The organism is Belnapia sp. F-4-1 (assembly GCF_000802185.1).
Classification (GTDB): domain Bacteria; phylum Pseudomonadota; class Alphaproteobacteria; order Acetobacterales; family Acetobacteraceae; genus Belnapia.
Window position 1 is genome coordinate 1,082,851 of sequence record NZ_KN676113.1, and the last position, 13,261, is coordinate 1,096,111.

Genomic DNA, 13,261 nt, shown 5'->3' on the forward strand with positions numbered 1-13,261 from the left:
ACACTCATTCATGAAGATCAACGGCACCCCCTATCGCAGCGTCTGGGTGGACCCCGAGGATGGCTGGTCCGTCCGCATCTTCGACCAGACCAAGCTGCCCTGGTTGGTCGACATCCTCCGGCTCACGACATGGGAGGAGGCGGCGCAGGCCATCCGCACCATGCAGGTGCGCGGGGCGCCGCTGATCGGCGCCGTCGCCGCCTATGGCGTGGCGCTGGCGATGCGGGAGGACCCCGCCTCGCTCGACCGGGTGCTGCCGGCGCTCAACGCCACCCGGCCGACAGCGATCAACCTGCGCTGGGCGCTCGACCGGCAGCGGGCGGCGCTGCACAACCTGCCCGTCGAGGCGCGGGCGGAGGCGGCCTATGCCGAGGCGGCGGCCATCGCCGACGACGATGCCGAAACCTGCCGGCGCATCGGCGAGAACGGGCTGCCGCTGCTGGCGGAGGTCGCGGCGCGGAAGGGCAAGGTCAACGTGCTGACCCATTGCAATGCGGGATGGCTGGCGACCGTCGACTGGGGCACCGCCCTCGCCCCGATCTACATGGCGCATGATGCCGGTCACGACGTGCATGTCTGGGTCGACGAGACGCGGCCGCGCAACCAGGGCGCGGCGCTGACCGCCTTCGAGCTTGGCGCGCATGGCGTCCCGCACACCGTCATCGCCGACAATGCGGGCGGACACCTGATGCAGCATGGCGATGTTGACCTCTGCATCGTCGGCACGGACCGGGTGACGCGGCAGGGCGACGTCGCCAACAAGATCGGCACCTACCTGAAGGCGCTGGCGGCGCGGGACAACGGCATCCCCTTCTGGGTGGCGCTGCCGCATTCGACGCTCGACTGGCGCGTGCGCGACGGCGTGGCCGAGATCCCGATCGAGGAGCGGTCGGGCGCGGAGGTGACGGAGCTCACCGGCCGCACCGCGGATGGACGGATCGAGACGGTGCGGGTGGTGGCCGAGGGCAGCGCGGCCGCCAACCCGGCCTTCGACGTGACGCCGGCGCGGCTGGTGACGGGACTCATCACCGAGCGCGGGCGGTGCGACGCAAGTGAGGCAGCGCTCGCCACCATGTATCCGGAATTCGCCGGCCAGTAGAAACCCGGCCCCTTCGTTTCATCCAGCCCTGGCTGAATTGTAGCCGACCTGAAACCTGAGCATCATCCTCAGGCTATACGGCGACGGCATGGTCCGCCGCCGCATGGCTTGGGGGTGTTTGATGATGAGTAAGGCCCGAATTCTGGCGGCCGGAAGTGTTTTCCTTGCCATGGCGGCGCCGCCCGCGCTGGCGCAGGATGCCGCCCGGATGGAAGTGATCGAGCGGCAGATCCGGTCGCTGCAGGGCGAGCTGACCCGCATGCGGCGCGACATGCAGGCGCGCGAGACCGAAACCCGCGCGGCCAAGCAGGACGCCGCCCAGGCCCGCTCCGAAGCGCAGGCCGCGCAGCGTCAGGTCGAGACCACGCAGCGCCAGGTCGAGGCCGCGCCGCGCGTCACCGCGCAGGCGCCGGCCGACCAGGTACGCATCACCTTCCCGAGCAACCGGCCGACCATCAGCTCCGCCGATGGCCGGTTCAGCGCCTATCTGGGCGCGCAATTCCAGTACGACATCGGCGGCGCGTTCCAGGGCGACCGCACCGCGGGAGCGCCGCGGCTCAACTCCTTCGGCGAGAACCTCCGCCGCGGCCGGCTGTTCTTCGGCTTCAAGTACGACGACCTGCTGCTGAGCGTGACCCCCGATTTCGGCGGCTCGCCGGACGGCACGCCCTCGCTCTACGAGGCCAACCTCACCTGGACGCCGCTCCGGCCGCTGGCGCTGACGGTCGGCTACTACAAGCCCTATTACGGCCTGGCCGACTCCATGAGCTCGAACGACTTCCTGTTCCTCGAACGGCCGAGCATCATGGAGATCGCCCGCAACATCGTGGCCGGCGACAGCCGTGCCTCGCTGGGCGGGCGCTGGGCGGCGAGCCGCTGGTTTGCCTCCGGCTACTTCACCGGCGACGTCGCCGGCTCGAACAGCACCAACCAGGCCACCAGCGGGCAGACCGGCTTCATCGGCCGCGTGGCCGGCCGGCCCTATACCGATGCCGACACCGACCTGCATCTCGGCCTCACCGGCTCCTACGCCTTCGACCTGCGGCGGCAGGCGGACGGCCAGACGCTCCGCCTGCGCGACCGGCCGGAATGGCGCGCCGGCGATCCTTCCACGCGGCTGATCGATACCGGGAATCTGGCGGCCGACAATGCCAGCACCTGGGGCCCCGAGTTCGGCGTGCGCTGGCGCAACTTCATGCTGCAGGGCGAGTACCAGCAGATCAACGTTTCGCAGGCCCAGGCCACCGGCGCGTCGCGGCCCGACCTGACCTTCAATGGCGGCTATGTCGAGGCGAGTTGGGTCATGACCGGCGAGCCACGGCGCTACAGCACCTCCTCCGCCGCCTTCGGCCGGCCCAGTCCGCGTCACCCCTTCAGCCTGAAGGAAGGCGGCTGGGGCGCCTGGGAGCTGATGGCCCGCTACAGCGTCGCCGACCTGAACGACAAGGTGACGCGCGGCACGGCGGCCTCCGCGACGGGCGGCGTCTATGGCGGCCGGCAGGAGACGGTGGGCCTGGGCCTGTCCTGGTACCCGACCAACTTCCTGCGCTTCATGCTCGATTGGAACATCGTCAACGTGGACCGGTTGAACGCCGCAGGTACCCAGCAGATCGGCGACCGCTTCCACACGATCGGGCTGCGGTCCCAGATGGCGTTCTGAGCCGCGCCGCGACGGCCCTGCAGCAAACTCCGATCAGGTTGAATCACCTGGTCGGAGGCATTTGCTCGTCACACCAACAAGCGGGAGCGGGTTCCGTGAGCCGGCGCGAACGGAAACCGCTCTAGCAGCCTGTCGGATTTGCACTTGGTGTCAGGCCGAGGGTTGAGGCGCGATCAGGCTGCGAGCCGCAGGTTGTGGAGCCTGCGGCAGTTGTAGGCGAGGGCGACGAGGGTCCACTCGCTGGTGACCTTGGCGAGGCCGCGGAGGTGGAAGCGGGTGAAGCCGAGGGCTGACTTGATGGTGCCGAAGACGGGCTCGACGGTCTGCTTGCGACGGGCGTAGCGGGCTTTGGCATTAGGGGTTTCGAGCTTGGCCACCATGGCGAGGCGCCAGGGCTCGGTGATGCGGCGTGGCGTCCTGGGCTGGGGTGGCGGCCGGAAGTCGTAGGCGCGGTGCGGCTGGGTCCGGCCGATGGCGACCAGCGGCTCGATCCCGTGCGCCTCGAGGGCGGCAACTGCCTCGCCTGAGGCGAAGCCGGTGTCGGCGAGGACGGTCTGTGGCAGGCCGATGCCGCCCTCCATGCCGAGGATGGTTGCGGCAAAGCTCGGCGCATCGGCCGAGGTGGCGACGACGCCGGTGGCGAGGATCAGCTGCGAGCCCTCGGCGCAGACCACAGCCTGGGCGTTGTAGGCCTGGCGGTACTCATGGGCGTCGGAGCGGCGCATCAGCGCGCTGTCGGGGTCGGTGAGGTTGGACTGCCGCTCGGGCGGCGGATCGTCCTTGGGCGGCTTGGGCGGGCGGCCCCGCCGGCCCGTCTTGGCCTCGTAGGCGGCGCGCTTGGCGTCATACTCGGGTCGGGCGGCCTCGGCTTCGGCACGGGCCTCGGCCTCCAGCCGGGCGCAGGCGGCATCGAGCTTGGCCTTGAGCGCCTCGCGCCTGGCGATCTCAGCGGGCAGCGCCTGCGGGTCGGGCTGGGCCTCAGCGTCGGCCGCCTCGGCGCGGTTGGTCAGGTCGGTGATGTCGGCAGCGAGCCTGACGCGCAGCGCCTTGGCGCGGTCATACCGCACCGAGCGGATCTTGGAGGCGTTGGCGTCGAGCTTGGTGCCGTCGATCGAAACCGTCCCGAGCCGCAGCAGGCCGCTCTCGCGCGCCAGCAGCAGCACCTGCAGGAAGGCCGCCTCGAAGGCAGCGCGGTTGGCCCGGCGGAAGGCGGCAATGGTGTCGTGGTCGGGGTGCAGGTTCGCCGCCACGTAGCGCACCCCAATGTCGCGGTGGGTCGCCCGCTCGATCCGCCGCGAGGAGAAGATGCCGTTCGCATAGCAGTAGATCAGCAGCGCCAGCAGCAGGCGCGGGTGATACTGCGCCTTGCCGCCCGGGATCGGCCGCACCGCAAAGGCGCCGAGCGGCACCCGGTCCACCGCCGCCACTACGAAGTGCGCCACGTCGTCCGCCGGCAACCAGTCCTTGGCATCCGGCGGCAGCAGAAAGGCCTGCTCGCGGCTGAACGGAATGAACCCTGTCATGCCCGCCAGATTCGCCCATTTCAGGCCAGATGGGAATCCGACAAGCTGCTAGCGGCCGTAGAGGGCCGGGACCGGGTGGCGATCCCGGCTGGTGCGCTCCAGCACCATCAGCCCCGCTATCAGCATGCCGCCGGCGCCGCAGGCGGCCCAGAAGGCGAGCATCGGCGGCACGCGGCCAGGGGTGAAGGCGTCGGACAGCAGCAGGGCGACCAGGGCCGAGATGATCGCCAGGGAGGCGCCGATCAGGCTGCAAGCGATCCGTTGCATGCGGGGATGCTCCATTCATCGATGGGCCAGGCGGCCCGTGCAGTCATAAGAACACCCGGGCCTTGGCAGCTTCTGGCCGGTGGTGGGGCGATTTCGTGGCAAGGCCCCCGGTTGCGCTGCAGCATGGAATGCGGGATCGTACCGGCCTCGCCTGCCGGGAGCCCCCTCGCCCATGATCCGTGCCCTTTTCGCCGCCCTGATGGGCGCCGGCCTGCTCGCCGCGCCGGCCCTTGCCCAGACCACCGTCGGGGCGCCTGCCGGCGGCCAGCCGCCGCTGCGCTGCGCGGTGGACGGCACCTTCGCGCCGCATGCCTTCCCGAGCCTCCAGGGCGGGGTGCAGGGCTTCCAGATCGACCTGTTCGACGCCGTGGCGAAGCGGCTGGGGCGGCAGCTCGTCATCGACAGCGCCAGCTTCTCCGGCCTCATCCCGGCGATGAATGCGGGGCGCTACGACTTCCTCTGCGCGCCGACGACGGTGACGCCGGAGCGCGCCCAGAGCCTGCTCTTCACCGAGGGCTATCTCTGGACCGAGCTGCAATTCGGCATCAAGCGCGGCACCACGCCGATCCGTTCGGAGGAGGATCTGCGCGGCAAGACGATCAGCGTGAACAAGGGCACGCCCTACGAGCAATGGGTGCGCAACAACGCCGAACGGCTGGGGCTGACGCTGCTCGCCTTCGACAGCCAGCCGGATGCGGTGCAGGCGGTGCTGCAAGGCCGGGCCTATGCCAACCTTTCGGGCAACACGGTCGTCAAGTACTCGGCCTCGCGCACGCCGCAATTCATCGCCGACTTCGTGCTGCCGGGCACGCGCTTCCACTGGGGGACGCCGGTGCGGCAGGACAACACGGCAATGCGGGCGCAGCTGGAAGAGGCGATCGAGTGCCTCAAGAAGGACGGCACCGTCGCCCGGCTCTCCGAGAAGTGGTTCGGCGCGGCGCCGAAGCCAGATGATGCGGAGCGCGTCAGCTTCCCCGGCTACGGCCCGCCCGACCTGCCGGGCTACGACGCGACCCCGGTGCGCGCGGCCTGCGGCTGACCATGCCGGCACAAAGGGGCGCCATCGTCGAGGCGCGCGGCATCCACAAGCATTTCGGCGGCCTGCACGTGCTGAAGGGCGTCGATCTCGCGGTGCGGGAGCGCGAGCTGGTCTTCGTCATCGGTCCGAGCGGCTCGGGGAAGTCGACGCTGCTGCGCTGCCTCAACCGGCTCGAGGAGCCGAGCGACGGCAGCATCACCGTGGACGGGATCGACATGCTCGACCGCCGCACCGACATCAACAAGGCCCGTCAGCGGATCGGGATGGTGTTCCAGTCCTTCAACCTCTACCCGCACATGACGGCGCTCGGGAATGTCGCGCTGGCGCTGCGCCGGGTGCAGGGCATGTCGCGCGCGGCGGCGGAGGCCAAGGCGCGGCAGGCGCTGGAACGGGTGCACCTGGCCGACCGGTCCGGGCACTATCCGGGGCAGCTTTCGGGCGGGCAGCAGCAGCGCGTCGCCATCGCGCGGGCCATCGCGCTCGAGCCGCGGGTGATGCTGTTCGACGAGCCGACCTCGGCGCTCGACCCGGAGCTGGTCGGCGGCGTGCTGGCCGCGATGCGCGAGCTGCGCGAGAGCGGCATGACCATGGTCGTCGTCAGCCACGAGATGGGCTTCGCCCGCGCGGCGGCGGACCGCGTGGTGTTCATGGATGGCGGGCGCATCGTCGAGGAGGGGCCGCCCGAGGCGATCTTCGGCAACCCGCAGCAGGAGCGGACGCGCGCCTTCATCGGCCAGATCACCCGCCACTAGCATGAGCAACTGGGACCGCTTCCTCGACAGCTTCTTCAACGCGCGCGTGGCCGCCGAGTACCTGCCGAAGATCATCGAGGGCTTCTGGCTCACCATCCTGCTCGCCGCCTGCATCATCCTGGCCGGCGTCGCGGCGGGGCTGGCGCTCGCCGTGCTGCGCAGCCTCGGCATCCGGGTGCTGAACTGGGCGATCATCTTCGTCGTCGACCTGTTCCGGGCGCTGCCGCCGCTGGTCATCATCGCGTTGCTCTATTTCGGGCTGCCGGCGGCGGGGCTGTCGCTTTCCGGCTTCGCGGCGGCCTGGCTGGCGCTCTCGCTGGTGCTGATGGCCTTCACCGAGGAGATCTTCTGGGCCGGCATCACCGCCGTGCCGAAGGGCCAGTGGGAGGCGGCGCGGAGCACGGGCCTCGGCTTCCTCGACACCTTCACCCTCGTCGTGCTGCCGCAGGCGGTGCGGATGGTGATCCCGCCGCTGACCAACCGCACCATCGCCATCACCAAGGGGACGGCGCTGGCCTCCGTCGTCGCGGTGCAGGAGATCCTGGGCGCGGCGCAGGCCGGCGTCTCCTTCAGCTTCAACCCGACGCCGCTGACGCTCGGGGCGGTCGCCTATCTCGTGCTGTTCCTGCCCGTCGTGATCCTCGGCCGCTGGGTCGAGACGCGCTTCGCCTGGAAGCGTTGAGCCAATGACCTTCGACGACTTCCTTCAGGCCTTCTTCTCGGTCGAGATCCTGCAGCAGGCCTGGCCAATCCTCTGGGCGGGGCTGCTGAACACGCTGCTGCTCTCGGTGGTGGTGGTGCCGCTCGGCTTCATCGGCGGGCTGGTCCTCGCCCTGCTCGGCACGGTGCACAGCCGCTGGGTGCGCTGGCCGCTGATCGCCTGGGTCGACCTGTTCCGCTCGCTGCCGCCGCTGGTGCTGCTGGTCTTCGTCTATGCCGGGCTGCCCTTCGCCGGGCTCGAGGTGAACGCGCTGACGGCGGTGGCCATCGGCTTCTTCCTCAACACCGGGGCCTACTACGGCGAGATCCTGCGCGCTGGCATCGAGAGCGTGCCGCGCGGGCAGGTGGAGGCGGCGCGCTGCACCGGCCTGACCACGGCGCAGGCGATGCTGCATGTCGTGCTGCCCCAGGCGGTGCGGAACGTGCTGCCGGACCTCATCTCCAACACGCTGGAGGTGGTGAAGCTCACCTCCATCGCCTCGGTGGTGGCGATGCCGGAGCTGCTCTTCCAGGCGCGGCAGGCGCAGAGCGTCACCTACAACGCGACGCCGATCATGGCCGCGGCGGTGATCTACTTCATCCTGCTCTGGCCGGTGGTGCGGTTGCTCTCGCGGCTGGAGAACCGCCAGCTCGCCGGCCGGCGTTAAGGCGCCGGCGGCAGCGACCGCAGATAGGCCACGATGTCCGACAGGTCATCGGGGCTGACGCGGGCGTAGTAGCCATAGGCCATCGGCGGGCCGAGCGGATGGCCATCGGCCGAGATGCCCTGGGTGATGGCGCGGAAGACCTGCGCCTCGGTCCAGGTGCCGATGCCGCTCGGGGTGATGTCGCGCGGCACGACCTGTCCCAGCGGCGAGGCCATCGGCGGGCCGCCGCTGCCCGCCCGGCTCCAGTCGCGCCGCCCGTCAGGACCGACCGGGCTGTGGCACTCGATGCAGTGCCCGAGCGGTCCGGCGAGATAGGCGCCGCGGGAGACCGGGTTGTCGGCCGGCATCGCCACCGTCCCGACCGGCGGCCCGTAGGAGGGCGGCAGCGGGATCTGGAAGCTCGACGCCCCTGTCGCGTTCCGCACCGGCGGCACGCTGCGGAGATAGGCGACCATGGCGGCGAGGTCACGGTCGGCGATGCCGCGATAGAGCTCGATCGGCATTGGCGGGCCGATCAGGCTGCCATCCGGCCGCCGCCCCTCGCGGATGGCGAGCGCGATCTGAGCATCAGTCCAGCGGCCGATGCCGGTCTCGGGGTCGGGCGTGATGTTGGAGGCGACGGCGCGGAACAGCCCCGGCTCCTCGATGACCAGGCCGCCGGCCAGCGCCATGCCCGGCACCTCGCCGGACGGGCCCTTCGGCGTGTGGCAGTTGCCGCAGGCGGCGATCCCTTCGACCAGGGTGCGGCCGCGCTCCAGCAGGGCGGCCTCCTGGGCCAGGGCCTGTCCGCCAAGCAGCAGGGCCAGGCCCCATCCAAGCCAGAACCGCATCCTTCCACTCCCCTATTGGTCCGGCCAAGAGAGCAAGGACGATGCACCGGCGCAACCGGTGCGGCAGTCATCTACTTCACGGCATAGACATCGTAGGTCGGTCCGCTCGGCGGCCGCTGGCCGATGCCGATGGCGAGGATGCGGTTCAGCCAGGCCAGCGGCGCGGCGCCGGTCTCGAAGCGGATGGCGGTGCGGAAGTAGTACTCGGCCGGGTCCACTGGCTCGCCCGCGTTCAGCCGCGCCAGCACCTCGTGCGCCGCGGTGCGGATGCCGCTGTAGTGCATGAAGATGTGGTGGCCCTCGGCGGATTTGACGGTCAGCCGCACATCCATATGCGCCGTGCCGTCCGGGTCGACGCGCAGCCAGTCGGCGGCGGTGCCAGGGAGGATCTCGCCGGTCAGCGCCGGGCCCTCGATGCGGCCGCCGGTGACGGGGACGATGCGGAGGTCGCCGGTCCGTGTCGCGCCCACGGCCTGGGGTGCGCCGACCGTGAGAGTGGCGCGGAAGAGGAATTCACCGATCAGTGGCAAGGGTGTCATGTCCAGTCCTCCTTATCGTTGCCGCCAGGGCAGGCCCTCGGCCTTCCAGCCGGCGAGCTGGCCGCGATGGCCTTCCTCGTCGGGCGGGCCCTCGAAGCCATCGGCCACGTTGAAAGCGTGCGGGAAGCCCATGGACTGCGCAGCCTGCCCGGCGGCGAGGCTGCGGACACCGGAACGGCAGATGAAGTAGAGGCGGTTCTCCGCCGTCAGCCCGGCCTTGCGCAGATGCTCGGCGAAGGCGCCGTTCACCTGCATGGAGGGATAGACCTGCCAGGGGATGAGCAGGAGTTGCTTGCCCGTCCCGGTGATGTCCGGCAGGCCGACGAAATTCCATTCCGCGTCGGTACGGACATCGATGAGGATGGTGGCGGGGTCTTGGACCAGCGCCTCCCAGGTGTCGCGGGGACGGATATCGGGCACACCGGGCATGCGGCGTCTCCTCTGCACGGGGTTCGGATGGAGCATGGGCGGCCCGCCGCCGCAGGGCAATCCGGCTTCCCGGTTGACCGGCCCGGCCCGAGGTCCGACCATTCCGGCATGGACGCTCCGATCCGCCTCGGCATGCTCACCCCCTCCTCCAACACCGTGCTGGAGCCGGTGACGGCGGCGATGCTCGCCGGGCTGCCGGGGGTAACGGCGCATTTCGCCCGGATCCGGGTGGTGGCGATCGATCTCGGCGCCGGATCGCGGGCGCAGTTCGACACCGGGCCGATGCTGGAGGCGGCGGGGCTGCTGGCAGATGCCAGGGTGCAGGCGATCTGCTGGAACGGCACCTCCGGCGCCTGGCTGGGGCTGGAGCAGGACCGGGCGATCTGCGAGGCCATCACGCGCGCGACCGGCATCCCGGCGGTGACGGCGACGCTGGCGCTGATGGAGGCGCTGACGCTGCTCGGCGCGCGGCGGCTGGGGCTGGTGACGCCCTATCTCGGCGCGGTGCAGGAGGCGATCGTCGCCCGCTGGGCGGCAGCCGGCCTCGATGTGGTGGCAGAGCGGCACCTGGAAGATCCGGGCAACTTCAGCTTCGCGGATCATCCGGAGGCGCTGGTCGCGCAGCTGGTGCGGGAGGTGGCGCAGGCCGGGCCGGAGGCGATCGCCATCCACTGCACCAATTTCCGTGGCGCCGGGGCTGTGGCGTCGCTGGAGGCGGAGACGGGCATCCCGGTACTGGACAGCATTGCCGTGTCGCTCTGGGCTGCCTTGCGGGCGGCAGGGGCGCCGACGGGAGGGCTGGCGGGCTGGGGGCAGCTCTTCCGGCTCGAAGGCATGCCTCGAAAATATTAACAATCTTCTTTGTTGATGCGGCGTCAATGCCGGCTCACCCGTTCCGGCACGAGCACCCCCGATTCCAGCATCCTTCTCGGTGTCCCAGCCCTGGCACGGTGGGTGGAGGTGGCGGGGCTCCACCGCCTCGCCCTCGGCCATGTGCCGGCGCCCGGGGACTGGACGCCGTGGACCATGGCGGTGACGGGGGGAATGCCGGAGCAGAATTGGGTGACGGTCAGCCTGAATGGGGTGCAGCTGCCGATACGAGGTGCGGCTGGGCGTCCTCGCCGGGCTGAGCCGCGACTTCTGGCGGCAGCGGCGGGTGGGGACTAGGCTTCCCCCCATGGCCGAGACCGAGCAGCCGAAGCGACCGCCCCTCTGGCTGCTGGCCTTCATCACCCTCAGCGGCACGATGGCGATGCATATTTTCGTGCCCGCCCTGCCCGAGGCCGGGCGGGACCTCGGCGCCGGGCTCGGTGCGATGCAGATGACGATCAGCCTCTACATCCTCGGCCTCGCCTTCGGGCAGCTCGCCTACGGCCCGCTGGCCGATGCGCTGGGGCGGCGGCCGGTGCTGATGGCGGGGCTCTCGATCTACGCGCTGGCCGGGCTGGCGGCGGCGCTGGCGCCGAATGCCGGGGCGCTGGTGGCGGCGCGGCTCTTCCAGGCGCTCGGCGGCTGTGCCGGGCTGGTGCTGGGCCGGGCCATGGTGCGCGACACGGCAGGACCGGAGGAGACGGTGCGGCGCCTCGCCCTGCTGACGCTGATGATGCTGGTCGGGCCGGGGCTCGCCCCGATGCTGGGCGGGGCGATGGCGGCGACGCTCGGCTGGCGGGCGATCTTCCTGCTGCTGGCGGCGATGGGTGCGCTCGGCATCGCCCTCTGCTGGCGGCTGCTGCCGGAGACGGGCGGGCCGGCCGGGCCGGTGAACCCGCGCCTGCTGGGGCGCGAGTACCGGGCGCTGATCGGCTCCAGCACCTTTCTCGGCCTTGCGGTTGGCGGAGGCTGCGCGACGACCTCCTTCTACGCCTTCGTAGCGGCGGCGCCCTTCATCCTGACCGGGGAGTTGCACCGGCCACCGCAGGAGGTGGGGCTCTGCCTCGGCCTCATCATCCTTGGCATGGCGGCCGGCAACCTGATGACCGGGCGGCTGGCGGCGCGCTTCGGCACGGAACGGCTGCTGCTGGGCGCGAATGCGCTGAGCGGTGCGGCGGCGCTCGGCTTCCTCGGCCTGGTGCTGGCGGGGCGGCTCGGCCTCGCGCCGATGCTCGGGCTGATGCTGGTCTTCACCCTCGGCATCGGCATGGCCAGCCCGGCGGCGCTGGCCCGGGCGGTGAGCGTCAACCCGAAGGTGATCGGCTCCGCCTCCGGCCTCTACGGCTTTGCGCAGATGGGCATCGGCGCGCTCTGCACGGCGCTCGCCGGGCTGGGGCGGGACCCGGCGCTGGCCGCCGCCGCGGTGCTGGCGGGGGCGAGCCTCGCGGCGCAGCTTGCCTTCCGCATTGCCTTGCGGCGCAGGCCGGCGGGCTAGGCTTCAAACCCAATCAGGTCCATCCGTGGAGGATGGCAGCGATGGCGATGGCTGAGGCGTAGTTGGCGGCGAGCTTGTCGTATCGGGTATGGATGCGGCGCCGGTCCCTGAGCCTCCCGATGGCGCGCTCGATGATGTTGCGCGCCTTGTAGGCGCGCTTGTCGAAGGGGTGCCTGTTCTTGCGGGTTGGGTTGTTCGGGATGACGGGTGTGGTGCCGCGCCCGAGCAGGAAGTGGCGGAAGCCGTTGCTGCCATAGGCGGTATCGGCGAGTAGTCGGTCAGGCGGCGGCAGGTTGGCTAACAGGCCGTGGGCGGGCCGGAGGTCGCCCATCTGGCCAGGGGTGACGGTGACGGCGAGGATGCGGCCTGCGCCGTTCACGACCAGGTGGATCTTGGTGCTCCGCCCGCCGCGCGAGCGGCCTATGGCCTGGCGGTCGCCCCCCTTTTCCGCCCGCGGCCGAGCGGTGCGCCCTGGCGGTGGTGCTGTCGATCAGATGCATCCCGCCCAGCGTGGCCTGGACCAGGGTGGCCAGCATGCCAGCCCATGCCCCGCCCCGACCAGCGATGGTAGCGGTTGTAGATGGTGGTCGGCGGCCCGTAGCAGGCCGGGCAGTCCTGCCACCGCCCGCCGTTGCGGAGCATGTGCACGATGCCGCTGATCACCCGACGGTCGTCAATCCGCCGCGTGCCGGGCTGGTTCACAGGCAGCAGCGGCGCAATCGCCGCCCATTGCCGGTCCGACAGCCAGAACTTACCCGCCATGACCCAAACTCCGATGACCCAGAGCTTGAGTCACAACCCAACGCGTCACACCAACACCTGATTGGGTTTCGAGCCTAGGGCGGTGCCGCGGGGCTTGAGCCGCTGCCGATGACGGCAGATGAGGGTGCAGGCACGGCGCGGAAGCCTGGCCCGGCTCCGGCCTCGGCTTGGCGCACGGCACTGTCAAGTTGTTGGCCCGAGGCTGACCGAGATGGCCAGCCAAGCGCGATGGGGAGCAGAACTCAGGCCACGGTGGCAGCCCTGCTGATGTCGGCCCACGTTTCGAATGCATGCGCCCTTGCGGCCGGTGTTCACTGGCCGTGACGTGGTGGCGGTGAAGACGGAAGATATTGGCGATCTGGTCGTGACCAGAAAGAAAGCGCTGTGCCTGCCGGGCTGATTCGAAGCGCCGCATCTGCCGCTCACGTCGTCGCGTCAGCTGATGTGAATTCTCGGCTCGATTGTTCAAACCCCCCGTGCTGGCGGCGCTCGACACCGGGCATCCCCTCCCGCCTGTCGTGCCGGCTCTGGATGAGCAGGATTCCTGTCTGATCCACGGTACGCCAGAGCCAGTGCTGTACCCCAGCGATCTTGATGGCGGCCTCATTGGGGTGCCGCTTGCACCGGCA

General features: G+C 70.5%; 14 protein-coding genes and 1 pseudogene. 8 read left to right on the forward strand and 7 right to left on the reverse strand.

Annotated features, from left to right (window positions below):
- Positions 1-10 precede the first annotated feature (10 nt).
- Together mtnA and LH62_RS05310 are read left to right on the forward strand one after the other, a co-directional pair.
- Entirely contained in the window at positions 11-1,099 is a 1,089-nt protein-coding gene (gene mtnA / locus LH62_RS05305; RefSeq protein ID WP_043359746.1) for an S-methyl-5-thioribose-1-phosphate isomerase, read from the forward strand.
- Positions 1,100-1,268: 169 nt separating this feature from the next.
- Positions 1,269-2,759, forward strand: a complete 1,491-nt coding sequence (locus LH62_RS05310) for a porin (protein WP_052213732.1) — start codon at positions 1,269-1,271, stop codon at positions 2,757-2,759.
- Between the two features lie 173 nt (positions 2,760-2,932).
- On the opposite strand, the gene LH62_RS05315 is transcribed toward LH62_RS05310, so the two are convergent.
- On the reverse strand, positions 2,933-4,282 hold the full coding sequence (locus LH62_RS05315) for an IS1182 family transposase (RefSeq protein WP_043359747.1): 1,350 nt from the start codon (positions 4,280-4,282) through the stop codon (positions 2,933-2,935).
- Positions 4,283-4,330: 48 nt separating this feature from the next.
- The gene (locus LH62_RS05320) at positions 4,331-4,549 is read right to left on the reverse strand and encodes a hypothetical protein (protein WP_043359749.1); all 219 of its coding nucleotides are present in this window, start codon (positions 4,547-4,549) and stop codon (positions 4,331-4,333) included.
- A gap of 172 nt (positions 4,550-4,721) precedes the next feature.
- Between LH62_RS05320 and LH62_RS05325 the strand changes: the two genes are divergently transcribed.
- From LH62_RS05325 to LH62_RS05340, 4 genes are read left to right on the forward strand one after another with little or no spacing between them, the layout of a single operon-like run.
- Entirely contained in the window at positions 4,722-5,588 is an 867-nt protein-coding gene (locus tag LH62_RS05325) for a transporter substrate-binding domain-containing protein (protein WP_052213733.1), read from the forward strand.
- Between the two features lie 2 nt (positions 5,589-5,590).
- A complete protein-coding gene (locus LH62_RS05330; RefSeq protein WP_043359751.1) occupies positions 5,591-6,340 on the forward strand; it encodes an amino acid ABC transporter ATP-binding protein in 750 nt (249 codons plus the stop codon).
- Between the two features lies 1 nt (position 6,341).
- Positions 6,342-7,022, forward strand: coding sequence for an amino acid ABC transporter permease (locus tag LH62_RS05335; RefSeq protein ID WP_043359753.1), 681 nt, complete (start codon positions 6,342-6,344; stop codon positions 7,020-7,022).
- A gap of 4 nt (positions 7,023-7,026) precedes the next feature.
- Positions 7,027-7,707, forward strand: a complete 681-nt coding sequence (locus LH62_RS05340; RefSeq protein WP_043359755.1) for an amino acid ABC transporter permease — start codon at positions 7,027-7,029, stop codon at positions 7,705-7,707.
- Here the strand turns inward: LH62_RS05340 and LH62_RS05345 are convergent.
- The 3 genes from LH62_RS05345 to LH62_RS05355 all read right to left on the reverse strand — a co-directional run bounded on the left by LH62_RS05345 (position 7,704) and on the right by LH62_RS05355 (position 9,505).
- Positions 7,704-8,537, reverse strand: a complete 834-nt coding sequence (locus LH62_RS05345; protein WP_043359757.1) for a c-type cytochrome — start codon at positions 8,535-8,537, stop codon at positions 7,704-7,706. The two genes, LH62_RS05340 and LH62_RS05345, sit on opposite strands and share 4 nt — an antisense overlap.
- Before the next feature lie 71 nt (positions 8,538-8,608).
- Positions 8,609-9,076, reverse strand: coding sequence for a DUF3237 domain-containing protein (locus LH62_RS05350; RefSeq protein WP_201445422.1), 468 nt, complete (start codon positions 9,074-9,076; stop codon positions 8,609-8,611).
- 12 nt (positions 9,077-9,088) lie between these two features.
- Positions 9,089-9,505: a rhodanese-like domain-containing protein gene (locus tag LH62_RS05355; protein ID WP_043359761.1), complete on the reverse strand. Its 417-nt coding sequence runs from the start codon at positions 9,503-9,505 to the stop codon at positions 9,089-9,091.
- Positions 9,506-9,613: 108 nt separating this feature from the next.
- On the opposite strand from LH62_RS05355, the gene LH62_RS05360 reads away from it, so the two are divergent.
- Both LH62_RS05360 and LH62_RS05365 read left to right on the forward strand, forming a co-directional pair.
- Positions 9,614-10,357: an aspartate/glutamate racemase family protein gene (locus LH62_RS05360; RefSeq protein ID WP_201445423.1), complete on the forward strand. Its 744-nt coding sequence runs from the start codon at positions 9,614-9,616 to the stop codon at positions 10,355-10,357.
- A 325-nt stretch (positions 10,358-10,682) separates the two neighbouring features.
- Positions 10,683-11,870, forward strand: a complete 1,188-nt coding sequence (locus LH62_RS05365; protein ID WP_043359764.1) for a multidrug effflux MFS transporter — start codon at positions 10,683-10,685, stop codon at positions 11,868-11,870.
- Positions 11,871-11,883: 13 nt separating this feature from the next.
- Here the strand turns inward: LH62_RS05365 and LH62_RS29040 are convergent.
- Together LH62_RS29040 and LH62_RS32630 are read right to left on the reverse strand one after the other, a co-directional pair.
- A pseudogene (locus tag LH62_RS29040) lies at positions 11,884-12,632 on the reverse strand (IS5 family transposase).
- The gene (locus LH62_RS32630) at positions 12,622-13,239 is read right to left on the reverse strand and encodes a DDE-type integrase/transposase/recombinase (RefSeq protein WP_369796820.1); all 618 of its coding nucleotides are present in this window, start codon (positions 13,237-13,239) and stop codon (positions 12,622-12,624) included. Before LH62_RS32630 ends, LH62_RS29040 begins: the two are co-directional and overlap by 11 nt.
- Positions 13,240-13,261: the final 22 nt, after the last annotated feature.

Bases quoted from the DNA above. Each gene is read 5' to 3' on its own strand.
- mtnA (WP_043359746.1), top strand. From the start codon at position 11: ATGAAGATCAACGGCACCCCCTATCGCAGCGTCTGGGTGGACCCCGAG.
- LH62_RS05310 (WP_052213732.1), top strand. From the start codon at position 1,269: ATGGCGGCGCCGCCCGCGCTGGCGCAGGATGCCGCCCGGATGGAAGTG.
- LH62_RS05315 (WP_043359747.1), bottom strand. From the start codon at position 4,282: ATGACAGGGTTCATTCCGTTCAGCCGCGAGCAGGCCTTTCTGCTGCCG.
- LH62_RS05320 (WP_043359749.1), bottom strand. From the start codon at position 4,549: ATGCAACGGATCGCTTGCAGCCTGATCGGCGCCTCCCTGGCGATCATC.
- LH62_RS05325 (WP_052213733.1), top strand. From the start codon at position 4,722: ATGATCCGTGCCCTTTTCGCCGCCCTGATGGGCGCCGGCCTGCTCGCC.
- LH62_RS05330 (WP_043359751.1), top strand. From the start codon at position 5,591: ATGCCGGCACAAAGGGGCGCCATCGTCGAGGCGCGCGGCATCCACAAG.
- LH62_RS05335 (WP_043359753.1), top strand. From the start codon at position 6,342: ATGAGCAACTGGGACCGCTTCCTCGACAGCTTCTTCAACGCGCGCGTG.
- LH62_RS05340 (WP_043359755.1), top strand. From the start codon at position 7,027: ATGACCTTCGACGACTTCCTTCAGGCCTTCTTCTCGGTCGAGATCCTG.
- LH62_RS05345 (WP_043359757.1), bottom strand. From the start codon at position 8,537: ATGCGGTTCTGGCTTGGATGGGGCCTGGCCCTGCTGCTTGGCGGACAG.
- LH62_RS05350 (WP_201445422.1), bottom strand. From the start codon at position 9,076: ATGACACCCTTGCCACTGATCGGTGAATTCCTCTTCCGCGCCACTCTC.
- LH62_RS05355 (WP_043359761.1), bottom strand. From the start codon at position 9,505: ATGCCCGGTGTGCCCGATATCCGTCCCCGCGACACCTGGGAGGCGCTG.
- LH62_RS05360 (WP_201445423.1), top strand. From the start codon at position 9,614: ATGGACGCTCCGATCCGCCTCGGCATGCTCACCCCCTCCTCCAACACC.
- LH62_RS05365 (WP_043359764.1), top strand. From the start codon at position 10,683: ATGGCCGAGACCGAGCAGCCGAAGCGACCGCCCCTCTGGCTGCTGGCC.
- LH62_RS32630 (WP_369796820.1), bottom strand. From the start codon at position 13,239: ATGAGGCCGCCATCAAGATCGCTGGGGTACAGCACTGGCTCTGGCGTA.